The 22,549-nt window shown below is 51.8% G+C and carries 17 protein-coding genes; 7 read left to right on the top strand and 10 right to left on the bottom strand.

The window, feature by feature from the left end:
- Positions 1-85 precede the first annotated feature (85 nt).
- On the bottom strand, positions 86-5,206 hold the full coding sequence (locus C0081_RS19130; RefSeq protein WP_101531950.1) for an apolipoprotein A-IV repeat region-like domain-containing protein: 5,121 nt from the start codon (positions 5,204-5,206) through the stop codon (positions 86-88).
- 562 nt (positions 5,207-5,768) lie between these two features.
- Between C0081_RS19130 and C0081_RS19125 the strand changes: the two genes are divergently transcribed.
- From C0081_RS19125 to C0081_RS19115, 3 genes are all read left to right on the top strand, one after another.
- Positions 5,769-6,089, top strand: a complete 321-nt coding sequence (locus tag C0081_RS19125; RefSeq protein WP_101531949.1) for an Hpt domain-containing protein — start codon at positions 5,769-5,771, stop codon at positions 6,087-6,089.
- Positions 6,090-6,200: 111 nt separating this feature from the next.
- Positions 6,201-6,521 (top strand): 2Fe-2S iron-sulfur cluster-binding protein, encoded by a 321-nt coding sequence (locus C0081_RS19120; RefSeq protein WP_101531948.1) that lies wholly within the window; start codon positions 6,201-6,203, stop codon positions 6,519-6,521.
- Between the two features lie 223 nt (positions 6,522-6,744).
- Entirely contained in the window at positions 6,745-7,392 is a 648-nt protein-coding gene (locus C0081_RS19115) for a class I SAM-dependent methyltransferase (protein WP_101531947.1), read from the top strand.
- A 17-nt stretch (positions 7,393-7,409) separates the two neighbouring features.
- On the opposite strand, the gene C0081_RS19110 is transcribed toward C0081_RS19115, so the two are convergent.
- From C0081_RS19110 to C0081_RS19090, 5 genes are all read right to left on the bottom strand, one after another.
- The gene (locus C0081_RS19110; RefSeq protein WP_210200353.1) at positions 7,410-8,621 is read right to left on the bottom strand and encodes an MFS transporter; all 1,212 of its coding nucleotides are present in this window, start codon (positions 8,619-8,621) and stop codon (positions 7,410-7,412) included.
- A gap of 124 nt (positions 8,622-8,745) precedes the next feature.
- Positions 8,746-9,924, bottom strand: coding sequence for a vWA domain-containing protein (locus C0081_RS19105; protein WP_101531946.1), 1,179 nt, complete (start codon positions 9,922-9,924; stop codon positions 8,746-8,748).
- 147 nt (positions 9,925-10,071) lie between these two features.
- On the bottom strand, positions 10,072-11,181 hold the full coding sequence (locus C0081_RS19100) for a YcjF family protein (RefSeq protein ID WP_101531945.1): 1,110 nt from the start codon (positions 11,179-11,181) through the stop codon (positions 10,072-10,074).
- The gene (locus tag C0081_RS19095; protein ID WP_101531944.1) at positions 11,178-12,722 is read right to left on the bottom strand and encodes a YcjX family GTP-binding protein; all 1,545 of its coding nucleotides are present in this window, start codon (positions 12,720-12,722) and stop codon (positions 11,178-11,180) included. Before C0081_RS19095 ends, C0081_RS19100 begins: the two co-directional genes overlap by 4 nt.
- Positions 12,723-12,871: 149 nt before the next feature.
- On the bottom strand, positions 12,872-13,441 hold the full coding sequence (locus tag C0081_RS19090) for a SixA phosphatase family protein (RefSeq protein WP_180966692.1): 570 nt from the start codon (positions 13,439-13,441) through the stop codon (positions 12,872-12,874).
- A 198-nt stretch (positions 13,442-13,639) separates the two neighbouring features.
- On the opposite strand from C0081_RS19090, the gene C0081_RS19085 reads away from it, so the two are divergent.
- Positions 13,640-14,932: an NAD(P)/FAD-dependent oxidoreductase gene (locus tag C0081_RS19085; protein ID WP_101531942.1), complete on the top strand. Its 1,293-nt coding sequence runs from the start codon at positions 13,640-13,642 to the stop codon at positions 14,930-14,932.
- A 40-nt stretch (positions 14,933-14,972) separates the two neighbouring features.
- Here C0081_RS19085 and C0081_RS19080 read toward each other — a convergent pair whose 3' ends face one another.
- Positions 14,973-15,815, bottom strand: a complete 843-nt coding sequence (locus tag C0081_RS19080; RefSeq protein WP_101532334.1) for an AAA family ATPase — start codon at positions 15,813-15,815, stop codon at positions 14,973-14,975.
- A 340-nt stretch (positions 15,816-16,155) separates the two neighbouring features.
- Here C0081_RS19080 and C0081_RS19075 point away from each other — a divergent pair, with 340 nt between their 5' ends.
- From C0081_RS19075 to C0081_RS19065, 3 genes are all read left to right on the top strand, one after another.
- Positions 16,156-17,532 (top strand): flagellar hook protein FlgE, encoded by a 1,377-nt coding sequence (locus tag C0081_RS19075; RefSeq protein ID WP_101531941.1) that lies wholly within the window; start codon positions 16,156-16,158, stop codon positions 17,530-17,532.
- A 68-nt stretch (positions 17,533-17,600) separates the two neighbouring features.
- Positions 17,601-19,457, top strand: coding sequence for a flagellar hook-associated protein FlgK (gene flgK, locus C0081_RS19070; RefSeq protein WP_101531940.1), 1,857 nt, complete (start codon positions 17,601-17,603; stop codon positions 19,455-19,457).
- 16 nt (positions 19,458-19,473) lie between these two features.
- Positions 19,474-20,973 carry a hypothetical protein gene (locus C0081_RS19065; RefSeq protein ID WP_101531939.1) on the top strand — a complete coding sequence of 500 codons (1,500 nt, stop codon included), beginning with the start codon at positions 19,474-19,476 and terminating at the stop codon, positions 20,971-20,973.
- A 180-nt stretch (positions 20,974-21,153) separates the two neighbouring features.
- Here C0081_RS19065 and flaF read toward each other — a convergent pair whose 3' ends face one another.
- The 3 genes from flaF to C0081_RS19050 all read right to left on the bottom strand — a co-directional run.
- Positions 21,154-21,522, bottom strand: coding sequence for a flagellar biosynthesis regulator FlaF (gene flaF / locus C0081_RS19060; RefSeq protein ID WP_101531938.1), 369 nt, complete (start codon positions 21,520-21,522; stop codon positions 21,154-21,156).
- Positions 21,479-21,898 (bottom strand): flagellar biosynthesis repressor FlbT, encoded by a 420-nt coding sequence (gene flbT / locus C0081_RS19055; RefSeq protein ID WP_101532333.1) that lies wholly within the window; start codon positions 21,896-21,898, stop codon positions 21,479-21,481. The genes flaF and flbT overlap by 44 nt, the downstream gene beginning before the upstream one ends.
- 265 nt (positions 21,899-22,163) lie before the next feature.
- A partial coding sequence (locus C0081_RS19050) for a flagellin (RefSeq protein ID WP_280952897.1) occupies positions 22,164-22,549 on the bottom strand: 386 nt, incomplete at its 5' end.

Genomic DNA, 22,549 nt, shown 5'->3' with positions numbered 1-22,549 from the left:
TAGAGCACCTAAAAGAAGTGCGAATAAAAAGGGTGCCATTTGGCACCCTTTTTTGTTTTCAATCGTTGCTTAAATCGCCGCTGGTTTAGCCCAAGCGACCACTTGCATGAGCCAGCATGGTGTAGACCTTGCCCGTCTCGGAGGTGAGATAGTTCATCGTCGCCGAGCCATCACGGTCTTTTCTGGAAATGTCATCGAGAATGCGCTCATAGTCTGCAACATAACGATTCACCGTTGTGCGGAAGTCATTGTCACGCTGATAGCGGGTGCGAATATCCTCAAACGTTTGTTGGCCTTTCAAAGTGTAGAGCCTACGAGTGAAGCTTCCCCCTTCGCCGCGACGATAGCTTTCCCAAGCTAGAGACTGATTTGACCCATCGATTCCTCTGACAATGTCATTGCTCAGCGGGGCTAGAGCGGCAGCGTCGCCGGGTTGTGGCATCGAGTCTTCCTGGGACGCTCGGCGCAGTAAGTCGGAAACCCATCCACCGGACCGATTGTCGTCGTCGTCATGATGTGCCGGTGCGGTATAGCTGCTTGGAGCAGGGGCTACAGGCGCTTGCGGCTCTGGATGACGGGTCGGTTGTTGCACAGGGACAGGAGGCAAGGTGCGTGCCGCTGGTGCAGGGCGTTGGGCAGGCCTTTCAGCTGGCACTGTATCGAAGCTGTTACCGTGGCGTTGGACCACACGCGACAGTTCTTTCAGAGCGTCTATCTGCTCTGATACAACGCGGCGCATTGCGCCTGTTGCTTCCCGCGTTTCGCCGGGTAGTTCCGCAAGACCATGTTTGAGCTCAGCCCGTGTGGCATCTAGATCTCGTTTCACTTCTTGTGTGATTGAGCGAATGTCGTGAGTTGCCTTTTCAAAGCGCTCGTTGGCTTCCGCCATGGACTGAGCCATTTCTTCGCTCATTTCACGCTGAACTTCACGGATGGATTCCGCTGCGCGGCGTCCCTCGGAAGAGGCGCTGATACGCAGTTGCTCGAGTTGATCCATCACTTCTTTTGAAACACCTTCGGTGCTTTGGCTGAGCAACATGCCTACATCGCGTGCGCGGCCTTCCGCAGTGGAAAGGGTGCTTGCAATGATTGAGGTGAAGTTATTAAGCACAGCCTCGATAGATTCGGTGCGTCGTGTGAGGTCGTCCGTCATGGACGCCAACATGGCGCGGCGTTCCTCAGTCGTTCCTTCCAGGCGATGGTTGGTGGATTCCATCAGTTGGGTGGTATTGACCAATGCAGAGGCCTGTTCTTCGAATTTGTCGGTCAGGGATGCGACTTGCCCAAGAATACCACTGGAGACGTTGCGCAAATCGTGAACATGACTTGTGAGCTGCTGTGTTGAGTTGCCTGCTTCCGCAACCACTGTTTCAACAACATCGCGGAACTGTCCGGTCTGGGCTGACAGGCTGGTCTCTATGGTCGACAAGCTGCGTCCAGCATTGAGCAAGAGCTCGGACAAGGTGTCGTTGGCATTTTTCAGGCGCTCTACGATTTCGGTTCCGTCCGAGCGCAACAACTCGTTGGTGCTGTTCATCGACTGCGATGCTTCCTCGGCAGAGGTTCGGATCGCTTCAACAAGACGCTTGTTGGAGGTGTCCAGATCGATGATGGCATCATGGCTGCTCTGGGCGATTGCTTTAACCAGATTACTGGAAGACGCTTCCAGAGCGGCTTTGGCTTGCTCGGAACTGAGGTTCAGGGCATTGACCGTACGCTGCGAACTTTCATTCATTGCAGAAAGTGTTTCGCTGGAGCTTTGGCTGAGAGATTCTGCTGCCTGCTGTGCACTTGTCGCCAGTGATTGCTGGGTACGGTTGGTGCTCTCTTCAAGTGCCTGAACCGCAATTTGTGAGCTGGCAGACATTGTTTCTTGCGTGCGGGTGGTGGTCTCTTCCAAAGTCTGTACAGCTTGATGAGAGGTTGCGACCAATGATTGCTGGGTCCTGTTGGTGCTTTCTTCCAGCGTTTGTACCGCCTTTTCGGAACTGGCGATCATCGTTTGTGCTGCACGCTCTGTGCTGCTGGTTAGGGAACCGACAGAACGATCTGAGCTTTCTGTGATTGCCTGAACTGCTTTGCTGGCGCTTAGATCCAGTGTTTCTGTTGCACGTGTGCTGTTCTCGGTGATGGCTGCGACCAGATTCTCTCCGGTTTGAGCCAGAGTCTGAGAAGCGCGGGCACTTTCCTGAGCCACAGCTTTAGCAATCTCACCACCGCGGCTTGCGAGACTATGAATGATGCTTTCACCCGCTTTTTGGAATGTGCTGGTGATATTTTCTGAACGACTGTCCAGAGCATGCACAACCGCATTGCCTTTTTCATCCAAAATGGAGGACAATTCGGCAGACCGGGAGCCTAGAACTGCATTGAAGTTTTCTGTTTTCTCGGTGATTTCGGCGCTGGCGGTGGTGAGGGTCGAAGCCAGTGAATCGCGCGCTTTGGCGCTCTCTGTCGCGAAATTGGTCGAAATGGCGTTCATGCGATCATTGAGAATAGCCTCGATTTGAGCCGAGCGGCTATCAAGGGTTTCGGCCACTTCAAAGACTTTGCTACCGAGTGAGACATTGATCTCGGCAACACGATCAGAAAGTGTTTCCGTAAGCTCGTGGGCTTGACGGGACAAGGTGTCGCCAACCATCGTGAGACGGTTGTCCATACTCTCGTTGATGTCTTTCTGCCCTTTGGAATAGGCCGCGGCAATGTCGGTGGTGCGTTCCAACAGCGTTTCGTTGATCTGCCGTGCACGATTATCCAAAGTATCGTCGAGTTTGGATGTGCGTTCGTCCAATGTCGTATTGAGTGTGTCTGCCTTGGAGGCAAATGTCTGCGTTAGGCTGGAGATATTTTGTTCGAACCCGCCCAAGCGTTCCGAGATACCTTTTTCAAATCCGGTGGTGTGGCTGATAAGAGTGCTGGCCACTTCCTGTGCTTTGGTTGAAACACTGACAGAGAAGCCTTCCAGACGGGTGTCCAGCATGCTTTCTATTTCGCCAGCACGGGCAAACAGGGTTTGATCCAGCGTATTGATGCGCTGGTCCATGGATTGGCTGAGCGTATCCAGTCTGTCACCCAGGTGGCTGACCAGATTTGTGCCCTGTACTCCAATGACGTCATCAAAGGCTTTGACCCGTTCTTCCATAGCTTGGCGTATTGCCTCGCTCTGGCCTTGCAGGGCGTCCGTGAGTTCGCCACCGGTCGTCTCGAACAGCTCTTTAACTTTGTTACCACGTTGCGCTATGACTTTGGCGATTTCGGTGCCAACCATTGCGAGACGTTCGGTCACTTCCATTGAACGGCTGTTGAGGGCCTGACTTGCTTTGCCTGCCGCTTCATCGAGACGTTCTGTAAGATTGTTGGTCTGGCCTTCGAGCAAAGTGCCCATGGATTGTGAACGCTCATCGAGGATTGCGCCCAGATTGGTTGCATGGCCTTCAAGCTGCTGGTTGAGCTCGGAGCCTTTGACCGTAACGGTCTGATGTATACGGTCTGCCGTTTGGTCCAGCTTGCTTGTGAGGCTGTCGCCCTGACTGGAGATGGTTTCTGCAATGCGTGTACCGGTTTCGGTCATATTCAAGGTGAGGCTGTCGCCAGCACCGGAAATGGTATGGGCAATGTTGCTGCCCGTTTCATCCAGTTTTTCGTTGATTTCGTTGCCGCGCAAGGACAAATCGACCAACAATGCGTCGCCTGTCCCTTTGAGTGCTTCGGAAACATCGGCAGAGCGTTCGGTGATCGCCGTAACAATCTGGGTGCCTTGCTCGCGGATGTTTTCGGCAACCGTTGAACCGGTCTCCGACATGGTATTGGTCATGTTGGCGCTGATTTCGGTCAGGCTGGTGGTCACATTGGTGCTGATCTCGGTCAGGCTACCGGTAACATTGGCGCCGATTTCTTTCAGCTCGTGCGTCAGTGCGCCGCCGGTGTTGGCCAAATTCTCGGTGACTTCGCTACCGATGGACTTCAGATTGGCATTCAGGCCATCGCCGACTTGCGAAATATTCTGTGTAACATTGGCTCCGGTTTCGGACAATGTTGTGGTCAATTCCTGACCCGCTCCGATGAAACGGTCCGTGACTTCATGGCCAATGCTTGCGAGTTGGCTGGTCAGATCACTACCGGTGAGTTCCAGTTTTTGGGAAATGTCGGTGCCGGACATGTTGAGCTGATTGGTGATGCTTTCACCGGCTGTCGAGAGCGACTCAGTAACGTTTGAACCGGTTGAAGAGAGGCGGTCAACCAGATCGGAACCACGGTTGGACAGGACATTGACCATGGTCTCGCCTGCATTGGCCAGAGCAATGGTGATTTGCTCGCCTTTTTCAGCCAAAGACAAGGTAACGCGTGACCCTGCGTCCGAAACACTTTTGGAGATAGATTCGCTTGATGTGCTCAACTCGTCGGTCAGGCTTGTGTGGGCGCCAGAGATTGATGCACGCACACGCTCGGAGTTGGTAACAATGGCTTCGCGCTGGGTGATCAATTCTTCGATGAGTGAGCGGATGCGCAATTCATTTTCTGAATAAGCGCGCTCCAGTGAAGACACTTCATTATGCACCATCACCTCCAGTTCGGAAGCGCGGGCCAATGCCCGTTCGATGCCATCACTCATGGAAGCCACTTCGCGGCGAATGGCTTGTCCAACGTTAACGACAGATTCTTTGGCGACATTTTCCGGCTCAACCAGACGCATGGCAACTTCGGTCATGGTATAAGAGACCTGACGCATTTCATGCGAGCGGACAATCATATAAGCCATCATAAAGAATAGGATGACGGGCAGGACGACCCCTGCAAGCGATGCCAATGCGGTGGGAGAGGTCAAAAGGGCATCCATGCCTCCCGTGGCGAGGAGGTCCTTGGCCAACCCAAAATAGAAAGCTGCACCGCCAATGGCGAACCAGGCACCAGAGAGCAGGGTTGCAAACCAATAGGGTGTTGAGCTGGGTGGTTGCTGCAAAGCATGAAGCAAATGGCCGACCGACTGCTGATCGTCGTTGGCAGGTCTTGGTTTGACCCTGTTGCTTCTCGCATCAGACGTGGCTGAGCCATTGTCTGATAGGGAATCGCGTGAAGTCACAGCGCTGTCTGTGGATTTGCTTTCGCCAGTCTCTTCTGAGACATCGAAATCCAGTTTCAAAGCATCTTCAACTGCCGACAAAGCCGCTTCTGTCGGGTCCTGAATCTTTGGAGACTTTCTTACCATGTCGGTTCTAGCCTTATTTACTCGATACTCGCCAACTCATTGTCGTTTCTAACCCCCGATGTCATCCATCGGGTTTCTGCCTCATAGAGACAACAATGCCACCCTTGCGGGAATTTTTTGATATCACCACAGTCGATCAATCCAACAACAAACTTCTTTTTAGCGCTATTCTGACTGTAACAAAGTTAGGCAGCGAAAAGAGCGAAATTGTGCAAATGCCGATTGGTCGCAGATGTCCGATATATAGAGGAGCATCGTACAAGGAGAGGAAAGGCAAAGAAACCATAATTTTCCGACCCTTGTCGCTATTTGTTAACCATTCGGCGATCAAAGGTTTGACATCGCCAGATTGTAGCCCAGATTGCCGTCATTAAGAGCTTGGAAAATTTGATTATTTTGCCTCTGTGCATGCCTTCATTGGCTTTGCTGCCGACGGCTTTGCTTGTCTGCAAATTAATTGCTTTGGTTTGCGGCAAAATAGGGTTTTATGGTTAACAGAGGTCGTTAAAATTGGATTTTTCAAAATTGGAGTGGTCTGTTGAGGCTGGGCAGTGAGGGCGGAATGCAAAGTCAGACGGTGATATTAGATCGCGATCATTTGGCGCGGCAAACGATGGAAGATGAAGATCTCCAACGTGAGGTTTTGCAATTGTTCACCGATCAAATGGTGTTGAAACTTGGCCAATTGGATGTGGGAGTGGTTGATCGCAAAGAGTATGCTCACAGTATCAAGGGAGCGGCCAAAGGCATAGGGGCTTGGCAAGTGGCCCATGCCGCGGAGGCGTTGGAAGCTGGTAAAGGTGATACTCAAAATCTGGTGCAAGCGCTGCGGCTGGCTGTCGATGAAACCTTGCTGGAGATCCGCTCGATTCTAAACACTTAAGGGTGCCTAGGATTCGAAACGATACTTTACGATACAATCTGCTTCTTTGCCTTGTGGGCGAATTAGGGTATAGCGAAGGTCATCAAACCTTTTATTAGAGAGCCTAATTCAATGCCTAAGATTACGTTCGTCACGTTTGACGGAACCAAATATGAAGTTGAAGCCCAAGATGGCGCAACCGTGATGGAAGCCGCCGTGAAAAACGGCGTTCCGGGAATTGAAGCCGAGTGCGGCGGTGCTTGCGCCTGTGCGACCTGTCATGTGTATGTCGATGAGGCATGGACCGATAAGACCGGCGAACCTCAGGCCATGGAAGAAGATATGCTCGATTTTGCTCAGGATTCCAACGAGACCAGTCGTTTGTCCTGTCAGATCAAAATGACCCAAGAGCTTGATGGTGTGGTTATTCGTATTCCCGAATTTCAGGCTTGATACGACAACCGCGCACGTGAGTGGATCCGGATTTGCATTCGGACGGGAAAAGCTGGCACCGTGATGCCGGCTTTTTTTTAACAAGATGTATCTTCCCATCAGGCGATCTCTTGTTCTTGTGTCTCTTGCAACGGGCCTTCTCAAAAGCGTGGGTTGACCTATGTGTTGGAAGTCGCAATATGTAGTTTCGATATATCGAATATATCAATTGCATTGGTGAGACATGACGCACAGCTGCCAAGATAGTAAGCCTGACACTCTTTTAGGCCGTATTATGCCGTCGGGCGTGCATCTGGTTTGTGGCTTACCTATGGTGGCGCGTCAGCGTCAGAAGGTCGTGCCTTTTGCCTCTGGTGATGTGGTGGAGATCGGTTTCGGTTCTGGGCTCAATCTCCCGCACTATGATCGGTCATTGGTGCGCAAGGTAATTGGTATCAACCCCGATGACGGCCTGCCGCGCTTGGCGCGACGGGCGATTGCGCAACAGGATATCCCTGCCGAGCTGTTGGTTGAAAGCGCAGAAGCGATGTCACTGTCCTCACACTGTGCTGATTCTGTGGTGGTGACCTATTCGCTTTGTTCTATACCCAATGTGGCAGCGGCCTTGTCGGAAGCCCATAGAGTGCTCAAGCCGTTTGGGCGGCTGTATTTTTGTGAGCATGGTCGGTCCGAAACACACCATGTATCCCGATTGCAGGATGTTCTAACGCCACCGTGGCGGTGGATGGCATCGGGATGCCATCTTAATCGCGATGTGGGTGGGCTGATCCAAGCGGCAGGGTTTGAGCTTGAGCGCTACGATATTTATGATTTGGGGTTCGGCTCTCGCATTATCGGTACCCACCATGTGGGCGTCGCCCGCAGAGGATAGGCTTTTGGTGCAGCCGTTTATTCAGCGGGCTGTTGTGGTATTGTGACTTTGCCGATCCATTCTCTTCCTTCAATCGGGTCTGTTGGAATGAGCCGCGCCAAAACAAGCGAAATGCAAGCAAGGCCCGCACCGATCAGGAAGACCGCTGACGGATGCGCCAACCATATCAGACCAAAGACAACCGGAATGATCACTGCAGCGATATGATTGATCGTGAATGCCACACCGGCAGTGGGAGCAATGTCTGCAGGGTCGGCAATTTTCTGGAAATAGGTCTTTGTGCCGATCACCATGGCAAAAAAGGCGTGGTCTATCACATACAGGCCAGCTGCCATCCATGGATTTGATACAAAGGCATAAGACAGGAAGACAACAATCAGTCCGGTATATTCGATTGTCAGCATTCTGCGTTCGCCGAATTGGCCAATGAAGCGACCAATAACGGGAGCAAAGAACATGTTGAACAGGCAGTTGATCAGGAAGAGGGCCGAAATCTCGTGCACCTGATAGCCAAACCGCTCAACCATCATAAAACCGGCAAAGACTGTGAAGATCTGACGCCGAGCGCCGCTCATAAAGGTGAGGGCATAATAGAGCGAGTAGCGTTTGCGCAGCACCAAATGTTTGCGCTGTGGTGTTGTTGCTTCAAATTGGGGAAAGGCACGCCAAAGGAAGATCACCATCACAATGGTTAGGCTTCCTGCGATGGCAAACACCAGTTCAAAGGAAAGATGCAGGGTTTGCCATGTGATGAAAATCACTGCATAGGCGACCAATTGCGCCATGGCTGCGACGGACAGGATGCGCCCCATCATCGCGGGGGCTTTGTCTTTGGGTAGCCATTGAAGGCACAGCGATTGATTGGTCGTTTCGTAATAATGAAAGCCAATGGACATGATGATGGTTGTGAAATATAGCCCCCAAGTTGATGGCATCATGCCTGTCAGGCTCACACCTATGCCGAGCAGCAGCAGCGCCAAGAGTGCAAAGGTCTGTTCGCGCAGGATCAACAAGACGAAAATTGCAGTAAAGGCCAGAAAGCCGGGGACCTCGCGCAGTGACTGTTGAATGCCAATCTCTCTTCCGGTGAAGCCGATCTCATTGACCGCAAAATTGTTCAACAGGTTCCACCAACTGGCAAAAGACAGCTGCATAGCGGCGCTCATAAGCATGAGCAACATAAAGGGAGTGCGCCAGCTGCTGGCTGTCTGGGAATTTGTCGCGGTCATTTCGGGGGCCTGTCAGATCAGGGAAGGTAGCCTTGATTTAGCAGCTAAGGCCGTTTTACGTCAAATAAAGAAGATGGATTGCAGACATGCAACAACAGGATGGGCACAAATGTCAGGGCTGAGGTCACCGCATCAAGGTGCGCATGGCCTGATCAATGCCTTCCAACGTGAGCGGATACATGCGTTTTTGCATTAAGTCTCGGATCATTCCGATAGAATAGGTATAGTCCCAGTGCTGTTGCGGTGTAGGGTTGAGCCAGACCGCATGGTCATAAATAGTCTGAATGCGAGAAAGCCAAACATGGCCGGCCTCTTGGTTCCAATGTTCAACTGAACCACCGGGGTGGGCGATCTCATAGGGTGACATGGCAGCGTCACCGACGAAGATAATTTTATAATCGGAGCCAAATTTATGCAGCACATCCCATGTAGGGATGCGCTCTGCATGGCGGCGCGCATTTGTCCTCCAGACATATTCATAGGGGCAATTGTGGAAGTAGAAATATTCTAGCTGCTTGAACTCGGTGCGTGCAGCCGAGAATAGCTCTTCGCAAATGCGCACATGGTCGTCCATGGATCCGCCAATGTCGAAAAACAGCAAGACCTTGACCGCATTGTGCCGCACCGGACGCATCGTGATGTCGAGATAGCCTTTGTGGGCTGTGCTGTTGATGGTGCCCGATAGGTCCAACTCTTCTGTGCCACCGGTGCGGGCAAATTGTCTGAGGCGACGCAGCGCGACCTTGATGTTGCGGGTGCCAAGCTGCAAATCTCCATCCAGATCTTTGAATTGGCGCTTGTCCCAGACTTTAACCGCGCGGCGATGGCGGGACTCACTCTGTCCGATGCGAACGCCTTCGGGATTGTAGCCATAGGCTCCAAACGGAGATGTACCTGCCGTCCCGATCCATTTGTTGCCGCCCTGATGACGCTTTTGCTGTTCTTTGAGCCGGTCTTTCAGCGTGTCCATCAGTTTGTCAAAACCACCCAGAGCCTGAATTTCCGCCTTTTCTTCTTCTGTCAGATACTTCTCGGCTAGTTTTTTGAGCCATTCTTCAGGAATGGGTGCCTCGTTTACCGCATCGCTCAAGCTTTCCAAGCCTCTGAAGGTGGCACCAAAGACTTGGTCGAACCGGTCTAGATTGGCTTCGTCTTTAACCAGAATCGCACGGGAGAGATAGTAGAAGTCCTCCACTCTCTTTTCCGCAAGGTCGGCTTGGAGTGCTTCCATCAGCATCAAATATTCGCGCAATGAAACGGGGACCTTGGCAGCGCGTAATTGTGTGAAGAAGTGGATGAACATATCGGTACATCTCAAAGTCAAAGCGGGCCAGATTTAAAGCCCTGAGAAGATGGGGCGTTCGCTTCAGTTAGGCGCGCTTGGATGGTTGGGGCAAGTGGTCCTTAGCAGGATGCGTGATGCCGGACCCAATAGGGCGCGGGGCCAAACTCAAGTTTTGGCTTTCTTGTTTTTAACCGGCTCGCCTTCCATCTCGTCAGATGTGGCGCGCAAGGTTCTTATGACCGCGCCCAGCTTGGGTTGTTCTTGCGTGACAAAGGGCATAGGGCGACACAGAGCGATGGTTGCCAGTCCGATCCGCGCGGTGAGGATGCCGTTTAACAACCCTTCTCCCAGCTTGGCAGAGAGGCGCGCGGCAAGGCCGTGACCGATGATTTGCTGCATCAGGGTTTCACCGGCTGCCATGCCGCCGGTGACGGCTAGATTGCCTGCGATATGGCCCGTTAGCCGAAGCATGGCAACAAAGCCCGGGCGGTTGCCATAGGCCTCGGCAATGGCGCGGACCATACGGACGGTTTCGACCAGAACAACAATGATATCGAACAGTGCGCGCGGGCTGAGGGCTGTGACGACGGCGACGCGCTTGGCGGCTTGATGTACCCGATGGGTGGCGGCCTGATCGACCGGCGGCATCAAGGTCTGTTCGGTTTGGGCGAGAATATCTTCGGGGTCAAACAGGTGGGGAAGATCCTGTTTTAAGGACTGACGGGCGCGAAACAAGGAGGGTTGTGGCTCATAGAGGTGCAGCAGATCGTTGGCGATTTTCATCGCTTGTTTGCGGTCTCCGTCTTTATAAAGCTCTGCAACTTTTTCGCGTAGGTGGTCCAAATGTGATAAACGTCGCAGGGCCAGTAGCTCTCGCAGAAGGAAGAACAGCAGGGATAAAACTGCCATGCTAACCAGTGCGATTCCGAACCATCCCAGATATTGCCAGCGAGCAAAAAGTTCTCGGATCAGGGTGTCCAGCCAGAGCCCAAGCGCCAGCATCAAGACCCCTGTTAGGGCGCTCCAGAATAGTGAGGCCAAAGACCAGCCCTTCTTGCGGATGGGCTTGTAGGCCGGTTCTTCCTCCAGAGCGGTATTGTCAAAATAATCGCTGCCGTTGGCGTTTGAACCTGATCCCATGGAGATTGTGGCACCAGTGTCTGGTGTGGGGCGTGCAATATCGTCACCATAGGCCCCGCGGTCAAGGCGGACTGCACGCGGAGCACGCCTGCTGTGGGAGGGTGTTGAGCCAGATTTTGGGTCTTTTTTGCTCATTTCAAAATATCTCCCAGCAGGAATTCAAGGGCGCGGTCAAGGCGGATATGGGGCAGCGAAAGCGCCGTTCCACTTGAGGATTTGTCAAGTTCGGGAGGCCGGAATCGCACAAACCGTAACGGGTCCTTGAAGTGGAGCGGCGGTGCGGAAACCGAAATCGCTTTGCTGCTGGTTTCTTCATCCCTAGTGTTAGATTTTTTTTGAGATATTGAATCAATTGGTTCAAAAAGTGATTCAAAATTTGTCGGTAAGTCTCCGGGGAATAAGGCAAATTCTGATATTCCGTCAAATTCGTCTTCACCTAAAGATTCACCGGCCATCGGGATTCCGACCAAGGACGGTAGATCTTCACCATCTACATTAAGTGTGGCTTCACGGGTGGCGCGGACGGCGGCAATGGCCATGGTTTCATAGTCGGCACCTGCCGATTCCAGCCGCTGTGCGGCGCGCTCAACGAGGCGATTGAGAATGCGCTCCAAACGGTCGTGGGAGGTGTGGTGCAAATGGTCTGCTTTGGTGGCGGCAAACAGGATTTTATCGATCCGGCGGGAGACTAAATTGCGAAGCCAGAAACGAGAGCCGGGGCGGAAGGCGCGGAGAATTTCGGTGATGGTTTCTTCCAGCTCGGCCAGCGTTTCAGGTCCTTCATTAAGAGCGGCAAGAAGGTCAATCAGGACAATCTGTCGATCAAGTCTGGCAAAGTGATCACGATAGAAAGGCACAATGATCGAATTTTTATAAGCCTCGAACCGGCGTTCCATCATGGCCCAAAGGCTCTTGCGGTCTTTGCTAAACAGATCGTCGGGCAAGGGAGCAAATGTTAGGGCAGGGCTGTCTTGTAAATCGCCGGGCATAAGGAAGCGGCCAGGGGTCAGGAGAGCATAGGCTCCGCGGGCCTTTTTTGCCTCAAGTAGATACGCGGTAAAGTTGTTTGTGGTCTCGCGGGCGATGGTCTCCAACACTGGTTCGTCGCCTTGCAGCTGTGTGTCCAGCTTACCATGGATGCCCTCGGCGAAGGCCCGCCATAGGTGCGAATGGGTTTTGTAAAGCGGTTTGTTGGCTTGTTTGAAGGACCGTGCAGACCACGTGCGATAGTCCTGATCCATCAAGGTCAGATCGAGCAACCACTCACCGGGGTAATCGACAATATCGAGCGCCAACCTGTCCGATTGGAACGTGCGTTTGAAGCTTCCTTTGGATTGGTATCGAAGGGAGAGACGGACCTGGCTGGTTCTGCTGGTGGAGGAGGGCCAGACGCGGGTGTCGGTTAGATCTGCGATATGATCTTCATACCGAAAGCGCGGAATGAGGGTGTCTGGATGGGGGCTGATTTCTGCGGTGCCGATGCGTCCTGTCGCATGGGCTTCAAAGCGTGGCAAACGCCCCCCATGGATGATGTTATGCAGACTGGAGGATATGAAAATGGTTTTGCCCGCACGCGCCAATCCCGTGACACCCAAACGCAAGGTGGGCTCTGCCAAGTCGCTGGCAAAATCCGTTAGATTGGACGTTGCGATCCTTACTTCATCGAATAGTTTCATAGCTTCGCCTGTCTTTGGTCGCTTGAAACGGCGCAACCACGCTTATCCATCATGCTCTAGCATGCTTATGGATGTAAGCAAGGCACGGCGAGAATGCAAATATAACGCAGGCGTTTTATCAAAGTGAGCGGCTGTTGCGCCTCTGGTGCTTAGCGACGAAAGAACGCGGGTGCCGGATTTTCCAGAAGGATTGCGTGCATATCAATTGCTATATCTCGTGGTTTTATAAAATCGATCAGCTGACCACTCTGGGCCGTTACCATGTTCCAACTGTCACAATCAAAGTCGATCACGGCCAGAGCCGAAGTTGGGAACTTTATTTCCATGTCGGTAGCCAACGGTGTGTTGGTGTTGGTGATCAGCCGAAGGGCTATTTCGTGCAGGCCGGTGTTGTGCCCGACGATCATCAGGTTGTTGCTGTCTTTGGCATGGGCCCGCATGATCACAAGATAGTCGGGGGCATGGCCTTCATAGAGATCATCCAGCAGCTTCAGGCTGACGTCGCCTTGTAAACCGGGAAGAATGCCGCCCAGTGTTTCTTTTGTGCGCATGGACGATGAACAGAGAATGCGGTCGGGACAATACCCCCGTTCTTTCATCGCGAGGGCGATTTTGGGCGGGTCCTTCTTGCCGCGTTTGTTCAAGGGCCTGTCAAAATCATGCAGGTCTGGATCAGACCATGATGATTTGGCGTGGCGCAGCAAAAAAAGTCTGAGCATGAATGCAACTTCCTTCGGGTCCATGACGCGCACTTCAGTTGCACTCATCATTGATTGAACTGTGAAAACGAAGCTACACATCAGGAAAGAGGCTGGCATGCAGCACGACAAGGGCATATCTTTGGCAAGACATTTATAGTGTAGCCGCGATGAACGCGACGCAAGTCCTGATATTTTACTCAAAGATACTGCAATTGCATGACACATATTGACTATATTGACAGTTTTTATAAGCACACAATGGTGCCAGCTTTAAGTCCTTTGACCCTGAATGGTCTAGTGCAGGTGGATGTTTGTATCATCGGGGCGGGGTTGGCAGGCCTCACTGCTGCTCGTGAGTTGCTAAAAGCCGGTAAGTCAGTGGTGCTGATTGAAGGCAATCGGGTTGGCTGGGGTGCCTCTGGCCGCAATGGCGGTTTTGTCTCTGACGGCTATGCGCAAGGGCTTGGTGCGCTGGAGCGGCAGCTCGGGGTGGCGCAAACCAAGGCGCTGTTCGATGTCTCCAGATTGGGGACCAATTATGTTCAGCAAGCTGTCTCAGAGCTGGGCGCGCGCGGTGTGCGCCCCCAAGAAGGCTGGCTTCGGGTGTCTCGCTATAGCAATGAAGACCGGTTGCAACGAGACATCGATTATTTCAATTCGGTGTATGGCACCGCCTATGGCTATTGGCCAAAGGAACGCGTCCGCGAGCATCTGGTCTCAGAACTCTATTTTCAGGGCATGGAAGATCCTGAGGCTTTTCATATTCAACCTCTCAATTATGCATTGGCCTTGGCTCAGGATATTCGGCAGCGCGGCGGGCAAATATATGAAGGCCAACAGGCCCGTTCGTTGGAAAAGTCCAGTGGGCATTGGACTGTGCGCTGTGAGGGCAATGGGCATGTGCAAGCCGGTTCGGTTTTGCTGTGCGGCAGTGCCTATATGCAAGATCTTTATCCCAAGCTCGAACGCGCGGTTCTGCCTGTTGCGACCTATGTTATGACTTCTGAGCCGATGGCGCACCAGTTAAGCCGTGCCATTCGATACGCGGGGTGCATTGGGGATACGCGTCGAGCAGGGGATTATTACCGCCTCGTTGAAGATAGCTCGCGGTTGTTGTGGGGTGGTCGCATGACGACCCGCCGGTCGCAGCCTCAGGCGCTGGCATCAATGCTGAAAAAAGACATTCTTTCGATCTATCCGCAGCTTGGCGACTTCGGGGTGGATTTTGCCTGGGCTGGTTTGATGGGCTATTGCCTGCACAAAATGCCTGTCTTACGCGAAATGGAGCCCGGACTGTGGTCTGCGACTGCGACGGGCGGGCATGGGCTCAACAGCACGGCAACCATCGGCATGCTGGCAGCGGAAGGGATCGCGGGGCTTTCAGACCGGCATCGCCTGTTTGAGCCTTTTGATGCGCAATGGGGCGGTGGTCCTATCGGACGTATGGGGACGCAGCTTGTCTATTGGGGACTGCAAATGCATGACTGGTGGGATGAGTGGCGCAGTTAAGCGCCACTGTCTTGGGTGTTGGGTCTAACGTTGTCCTGTTTTAACGTTGCCCTCTGGCCATAAAAGCAAGGCGTTGGAACAAATGCACATCCTGCTCATTCTTGAGTAAGGCACCGTGCAGAGGCGGAATTGTCTTGGTTGGGTCGGTTTCTCGCAAGGTTTCCAGATCAATATCCTCGTTGAGCAATAGCTTGATCCAGTCGAGCAATTCAGACGTTGACGGTTTCTTTTTCAGGCCGGAGACATCACGCACAGAATAGAAGATAGACAATGCCTGATTCAATAACCGGTTTTTGATACCCGGATAGTGAACTTCAACAATGTCGCGCATCGTTTGTTCATCGGGGAACTGGATATAGTGAAAGAAGCAGCGGCGCAAAAAGGCGTCGGGCAATTCTTTTTCGTTGTTCGAGGTGATGAGAATAATCGGGCGCTGTTTTGCTTTGACCAATTGGCCGGTTTCATAGACATGGAATTCCATGCGATCCAGTTCCTGCAAAAGATCATTTGGAAATTCAATGTCCGCTTTGTCGATCTCGTCAATCAGCAACACTGGCCGTTTGGGAGATTCAAACGCCTCCCAAACCTTACCGCGGCGAATATAATTGGCGATATCCTTGACCCGTTCATCGCCCAATTGGCTATCGCGCAGGCGTGAGACAGCGTCATACTCATACAGGCCCTGTTGCGCCTTGGTGGTTGATTTGATGTTCCATTCTATCAAAGGGGCATCAAGGGCGTTGGCAATCTCTTGCGCCAGAACTGTTTTTCCGGTGCCCGGCTCTCCCTTGACCAGAAGGGGGCGTTGCAGTGTTACCGCCGCATTGACCGCAATTCTGAGATCCTCTGTGGCGACATAATTTGATGTGCCTTCAAAGCGCATAACATTCCCCTGTGGTTTTTTGGATTGGCTGGCCATTTTAAGGTCCGAGCACTTGAGGTTGCTCATCTTCGCAGTGCGACTATATCGGCCAGAATGAGGCGTGCAATCAAATTTCACCGGGCGCGAGCCAATTTCAGAACCAGAACCGCGACTCAAATGGCCTCGTTCCTACGGGCAAATATTTCCGCTTGCCCTCTCGATAAGGTCAAAACTTCCTGCTTAATAAAGGGTTAATATTGATAAGTATTTGATTTTATTGAATTTAAAAATTTATCAAAACTGGCCCGAAACTTGCTGATGTAAAGGCAATCTGATTTGTATCTCTTCAAAGGGAAGTACCATGAGTCTTTATTCAGCGCTAACGACCTCCGTCGCAGGAATGAGCGCGCAGTCAACTGCAATGCAAAACATTTCAGGCAACATCGCCAACGCTTCTACCACGGGCTATAAACGCGTTGATACGGCGTTTGTTGATTTGGTAAGCAACTTTACCTCTGATAAAAGCGCTCAGAAATCTGGCTCTGTGTTGACCAGTTCACGCGGCACCAACACAGTGGCTGGACCTGTCGGTGCGTCGGATACTTCGACACATATGTCGATCAGTGGCGATGGCTATTTCGTGGTTTATAACAAAATCGGCGAAGTGGATGGCTCCCCAATTTTTGATGGCACACCGCTTTATACCCGCCGAGGTGACTTTACGCTCGATCAGGATGGCTATTTTGTCAATGACGCCGGCAACTATCTGGCCGTGATTGAATTGGATGATGCGACCGGAAACCCCGTTAGTTCTGTTCCCAAGCCGACTACTTTTGAAGAAGGCTTTATGGCGGCCGAGGCAACAACGACCATTACCTACACCGGTAACTTGCCAGCAACACCATCTACCACAGATTCAAGCGGTTCTGTGTTGACCCCGGGATCAGGATATACCGTAGATCCAACCACGGCTGGTACCGGTACGGTTCAGGCTCAGGATGAAACAAATTTCCTGTCCCAGTCCATCTCTGGTGGCGCAATCACTGCTTATGTCGCTAATGGTGAAAATGTCAGCGTACAGCTGCGTTGGGCCAAAACCCTTGAAGGCGACGCATCTGCGGTGCCCGCGACAGAAGATACGTGGAACCTGTTTTACAAAAGCGATTCTGAGGCCACAGGGACTGCAACCAAATGGACCAACGTAGGGCAGGATTATACGTTTAACGTTGCAGGTGACATGACGGCTCCTACGGCTTCGGTAACTGTGCCTGCTATGACGGTTGATGGCGATAATCTGGGTAATATCGTGCTCGACCATGGTGGCAACGGCATCACCGGCTACTCCACCAACACAGGTGTGGCCAATATGAATTTGTCACAGGATGGTGCAGCTGCCGGCGAATTGACCAATATCAGCATCGACTCTTCCGGGTATGTGGTTGCTAACTATTCCAACGGCAAATCAAGCAATATGGCGGAGATCATTCTGGCGTCGTTTGATGGTGATAACTATCTGGCGCGAGAAAGTGGCGGCGCTTTCCTCGCATCTGAAGATTCGGGCGAAGCTATTTTGGGAGCGACCGGTTCGATTCGCGGTTCCTCACTTGAAGCCTCTAACGTTGATATTGCTGATGAATTTTCCAAGATGATCGTGTCTCAACAGGCCTATACCGCCAATACTCGCGTGTTGTCGACCGCACGAGATATGCTTTCGGAAGTCATGCAGGTCATTCGTTAGTTTATGGAAATTGATCCTAGTCTCCCGATCCTTTGTGGATCGGGGGGCTGCGATCAGGAGGAAGTCAAATGGCTCTGAGTACAGCATTGACGATTGCGCAATCCGGATTGCGGGCGACCAACCGCGAGCTGGAGGTTGTGTCCTCCAATATTACCAATGCCAATACGGTTGGTTACACTAGAAAGACAAGCAACCGCGAGGATCTGGTTCTCAATGGGCAAGTCACCAGCGTAGTCAATACGACTATGCAGAGGACGCTCGATGAAGTTGCGCAGAAGCAATTCTGGTCGGAAACCGCTGCCACCGGTTATGCCAGCACCCTCAACCAATATCTCGGTCAGGTTGATGCCCTATTGGGGCAACCGGGTGGGTCGAACGCACTCGATACTCTGGTCAATGAATTTGGCAGTTCATTGCAGAAACTACAGACAAGTCCAGATGACGAGGCAACGCGGCTGGAAGTGTTCAATGAAGCTGCGGTTCTGGTCCAGAAACTGAATGAAACCTCTGAAGCCATTCAGGGACTGCGTCAGAACGCGGAGTTTGAAATTGAGGAAACTGTTGCAAACCTCAATGGATATTTGCAAAATATTGATAGCATTGACAGCAAAATTCAGGAAATGACGCTGAATGGCGTGGATCCGGTGGGATTGATGGATCAGCGAGATATGCTGATTACACAATTGTCTGAACTGGTGCCAGTTCGCGTCGAACATGGCGAGAATAATTCTGTCAAGATTTCTACGACCAATGGCGTGTCACTTTATGATCAAGCTGCTTCAGAATTTGAATTTACAGCCTATGGCACCGTCAGTGCCGAGACCGAATGGAACGCAGATCCTGCACAAAGCATGTTGGGTAGTATTTCTCTGAAAAACTCCAATGGCGGTCTGTTGGACATGACGTCGTCGGGTGGTTTTGATGGCGGTACGATTGGTGCGTTGATCGAATTGCGCGATGACGTTTTGGTTGAAGCGCAGAACCAACTCGATAGTTTGGCCGACGGCATGGCCGATGCGTTCAGCAAGTTTGATGTTGAGGGCGTTGCCGCAACATCTGGCGCGCAAGCCGGATTTGATCTTGACCTGAGCGATTTGCAATCGGGTGATGTCTTCACCTTTACGTATCAGGATGTCGGAACAGGAGATACCAACACAGTATCATTCGTGCGGGCCGAGACTGCTTTGTCTTTGCCATTGGTTGATGATGTAACCGCGCGCAATGATGATCGAGTTGTCGGCATTGACTTTTCCGGTGGCATGGCCAGTGTTGCAGCGCAGGTGCAGACAGCTCTTGGAGCGGCTTTCACAGTCAGCAATCCATCTGGTAATTCTTTGCGTGTTCTGGATGATGGCGCAGCAAATACGGTCGATATTCAGTCTTTTGATGCCAAAGCCACTGCAACCGGTTTGCAGCAAGAGGCAACGGCGTTACCGTTTTTTGTCGATAGTGGCACAGGACCGGGTATCTATTCAGGTGAAGTGGAAGGTATCCCTCAGCAAGTGGGGTTTGCTGGACGCATTGCCATCAATTCGGCTCTTGTTGACGATCCGAGTTTGCTCGTTAAATATGACAGTTCTGCAGGGGCATCGGATCAGACGCGTCCGAGCGCATTGTATGATGCGCTGACCAACACTGAACTGCAGTTCACCTATCAGTCAGGCGGCGCCCCGGTGACGATGACGGTGGATGAATTTGCGAGACAGATCATTTCCTATCAGGCCGAACAGGCTAATACCGCACAGACCCGACTAGAGGGCCAGGAAATTGTGATGAACAATGTTCAGGCGCGGTTTGAATCAACCTCAAATGTCGACATTGATATCGAATTGGCCAATCTGCTGGAATTGCAGACAGCCTATTCCGCAAATGCTCGTGTCATGACCGCTGTTAAGGAAATGATGGACGCGTTGATGCGTATTTAAAGAGAGATGGCTTATTATGATCACTGGACCTAATGGTTACTCCTCTTCTGTGCTTATGAATATCCTCAGCGGCAATTCCAACAAACTGGAAGATTTGACCGTCCAGCTCAGCACGGGCAAGAAGTCTCTAACCTATAGCGGGTTGGGTGGGGACGTCGGACAGTCTCTGGATCTACGTGCGCAGATTTCGTCAATCGATGGATTTCGTTCCACGATCGATCAAGCACAACTTCAGATTTCCATGATGGATGTATCGTTGCAGCGTCTGGTCGATATTGGCTCTGAGGTCAGTGGTTCGGCGACGTCAACCCAATATGATATCACCGCCGAGAACCAGTCTGTTGGTCAGATGACGGCTGCGACTTTGGTGAAAGAGGCCTTGGGGCTTCTTGATACTGAGGTCGATGGTGATTTTGTGTTTTCAGGCACGACATCCGATGTTCAGCCGACAAGGAGCTACGATCAGATCGTCAATGGTATGACTGGTCAGGATGGTCTGATCACTGTGACCGATGAACGGATGCGTGCCGATGCTGGTAGTGACGGGCGTGGTCGATTGGACCTTTCAACCACCGGCTCGATCATGACAATGTCGGAACAGGTTACCGATTTTGGTTATAAGCTGAGCGCGGTCTCAAGCACTCTGAGTAATGCGACCGTTACGGGCCCTACGGGGAGTCCCGCCAGTATCTCAGTGGCTCTAACGGCGGCGCCTTCGGCTAATGAGGCCATGAGTTTTACCTTTGAACTGCCTGATGGATCGTCCAAAGTGGTGCGTTTGGTTGCTGCCAATGGCATAACGATGCCGGGTGAGGGGAATTTCTCTCTAAATGGCACACCCGATGATATCGCCGCTGCAATCGAAGTTGAGTTGGCCTTTCAGATTGAGCAAAGTGTTGCGACAGAGGGAGAGGCGGCTTCTCGAATACAAGCCGCGCAGGACTTTTTCCTCACCGGAAATGGCGGGGAACCCAAACGCGTTGTTGGTACCCCTGAAACAGCCACCACATTGGATACTGCGACTGCTGCGGGCAAACCAACCGTGAATTGGTATGTGGGAGACAATAGTATCGGAAGTGCTCGTGATACGGCCGTGGCACAGGTCGATAGTCGGCTGGATATATCCTACGGAGCGCGAGCAAATGAAGACAGTATCGCGCGGCAGTTGGCCTATATGACCGCCTTCTCACTGCCTACCTTTGATGAGAATAGCAGCCTGGATAAGAACCGCTACGGTGCTCTTGCCGATGCAATTTCGTCCGGCCTTTCAAGCGTCAATCAGGGTGACGTGGTCAAGACCATTCAAACCCAACTCGGTGTTGCAAGTAAAGTGATGAAGGACGCGGATACGCGGCATATGACGACTACGAGCATGCTTCAGACGGTTTCAGACAATATCGAGGGCGTTGATACGGAAGAGGTCGCGGCGAAAATCATGACCCTGAAAAATACCATAGAAGCCTCCTATCAGGCAGCGTCTATGATGTATCAGTTGACCTTGACCAACTATATTTAGCCTGTTGTGAATAGCACTGGAGCAATTGAAAATGGGTGGCTTAACAGCTGCCCTTTTTGTTCGGTGTCGGTCTGCTTGTGGTTCCTTTGGTGTCTTGATTTATAGGAACTCCACAAACAAAAACTGCGCCGGACCCGTTTGGGCGGCGCAGAAAAATGCGATCATCTGTTTGCGTCTCGCCTAGTTGTTGGCGCGCAGACCTTCAGCAATATTGCGGTTGATATTGATCAGGCTATCCACTGTCTTGGATTGGGGATCCGTCATGATTTCCAAGGTATGGTTGAATGTAAACAGTCCCAGATTGACTAAGTTTTCGCGCAACGGTTTGGGCATTTCATGGTTTTCATCAAGCAGTTCACCAACAAACATAGTCCAGATTTTGCGATTGAAAGTCAGGGCATAATCAAGATCGTCGGGTGTCGATGTTTCCAATTTGGTGCGTTGCAGATATGCGGCTGCCTTAATCAAAAGCGCAGCTTCTCGCTCACGTGGATTTCCTGCCTGGTTACCCGTGTTCTGGTAGGCTTTCGCTGCGGACTGGCTGTACATCCCGGAGTAACTCCTCTTCATACCTAATAAGAGCTTTGGCTTCTTTCAAAGCAGGGTAGAGAGAATTAGTTAATATTTTACTATTTATGGTGTCTACAATCGTTAATGCACTGGGGGCGGCCTGTAAAAAATCGTTGATAAGAGTAAAGTAGGTTTCTTTATGCTTGGAGAGATCCTGGCCCAAATACATCAGCTGAATGCATAGATAAATGCGCCGAGCTGGACTGTTGGCGGTATCGCTCGTCAGGATGTCTTTTTCGCGCAAAATAGGGGCTGTGCCATCGACATATAGTTTGGCGCGATTGTCTCCGTTGGTGATGACGCTGTTGCCAATAATGATGCGCTCGGCGGGGCGAAGTTCTATTTTCAAAGACATAGCAAATCCTGTGTTTTCGCAGTTAGGCCAGCAGCCCACCTTTTTTCCCAGAGCGGTTCCAACGATCCTCATACTGTAGGATGCTGAAGTCTTTCTTTAAACGAGATCACTTATCGCAAAAACCTCGCAATGTTATATGGATAGGCTCTAGTCTAGTTAAAGCGGTATGCAAAGGTCAAAAGGCAAGGGCTGATAAGCTGCTAACCGTAAAAATGAAAAAAGGCGGGGATTTCCCCGCCTTTTCGTATTTTTGTAACGGAGCTTATTAGGCCCGAAGGAAGCTTGTAACGGCTTGGTCTGCTTGAGATGCCAGAGACAGGGCTGTTGTAGACAGCGTCTGACGGGTCTGCAAGGCCAGCATGTTTGCGCCTTCTTCGTTGCCATCGGCCAGAACCAGAGCATCCGCACCGGTTTGAAGGGTGTTGATGGCTTCCTTGGTGTAGTCCTTACGGATCTGCACTGTAGAAAGGTTGGAACCGAAGGTTGATGCCTGCTTGCGCAGTGTTGTTAGAGCGTCTGACAAGGAATCCAGTTTCAGGTTGGATTCATCAGCGCTGAGGGACGTGGCATCGGTCAGGTTCAGACCATCAGAGGTCAGATCGGCAGATGAAATGGTTAGTTCAGATTTGCCTTCATCACGTTTCTCGTTGA

The organism is Cohaesibacter celericrescens (assembly GCF_002866925.1).
In the GTDB taxonomy this organism is placed as follows: domain Bacteria; phylum Pseudomonadota; class Alphaproteobacteria; order Rhizobiales; family Cohaesibacteraceae; genus Cohaesibacter; species Cohaesibacter celericrescens.
This window is presented reverse-complemented; position numbering and strand designations above follow the sequence as displayed.

Coding starts and splice junctions, on each gene's coding strand:
- C0081_RS19115 (WP_101531947.1), top strand. CDS start 6,745: ATGACGCACAGCTGCCAAGATAGTAAGCCTGACACTCTTTTAGGCCGT.
- flbT (WP_101532333.1), bottom strand. CDS start 21,898: ATGTCTTTGAAAATAGAACTTCGCCCCGCCGAGCGCATCATTATTGGC.
- C0081_RS19065 (WP_101531939.1), top strand. CDS start 19,474: ATGATCACTGGACCTAATGGTTACTCCTCTTCTGTGCTTATGAATATC.
- C0081_RS19105 (WP_101531946.1), bottom strand. CDS start 9,924: ATGTTCATCCACTTCTTCACACAATTACGCGCTGCCAAGGTCCCCGTT.
- C0081_RS19125 (WP_101531949.1), top strand. CDS start 5,769: ATGCAAAGTCAGACGGTGATATTAGATCGCGATCATTTGGCGCGGCAA.
- C0081_RS19130 (WP_101531950.1), bottom strand. CDS start 5,206: ATGGTAAGAAAGTCTCCAAAGATTCAGGACCCGACAGAAGCGGCTTTG.
- C0081_RS19120 (WP_101531948.1), top strand. CDS start 6,201: ATGCCTAAGATTACGTTCGTCACGTTTGACGGAACCAAATATGAAGTT.
- C0081_RS19100 (WP_101531945.1), bottom strand. CDS start 11,181: ATGAGCAAAAAAGACCCAAAATCTGGCTCAACACCCTCCCACAGCAGG.
- flaF (WP_101531938.1), bottom strand. CDS start 21,522: ATGTACAGCCAGTCCGCAGCGAAAGCCTACCAGAACACGGGTAACCAG.
- flgK (WP_101531940.1), top strand. CDS start 17,601: ATGGCTCTGAGTACAGCATTGACGATTGCGCAATCCGGATTGCGGGCG.
- C0081_RS19085 (WP_101531942.1), top strand. CDS start 13,640: ATGACACATATTGACTATATTGACAGTTTTTATAAGCACACAATGGTG.
- C0081_RS19090 (WP_180966692.1), bottom strand. CDS start 13,441: ATGCTCAGACTTTTTTTGCTGCGCCACGCCAAATCATCATGGTCTGAT.
- C0081_RS19075 (WP_101531941.1), top strand. CDS start 16,156: ATGAGTCTTTATTCAGCGCTAACGACCTCCGTCGCAGGAATGAGCGCG.
- C0081_RS19110 (WP_210200353.1), bottom strand. CDS start 8,621: ATGACCGCGACAAATTCCCAGACAGCCAGCAGCTGGCGCACTCCCTTT.
- C0081_RS19080 (WP_101532334.1), bottom strand. CDS start 15,815: ATGCGCTTTGAAGGCACATCAAATTATGTCGCCACAGAGGATCTCAGA.
- C0081_RS19095 (WP_101531944.1), bottom strand. CDS start 12,722: ATGAAACTATTCGATGAAGTAAGGATCGCAACGTCCAATCTAACGGAT.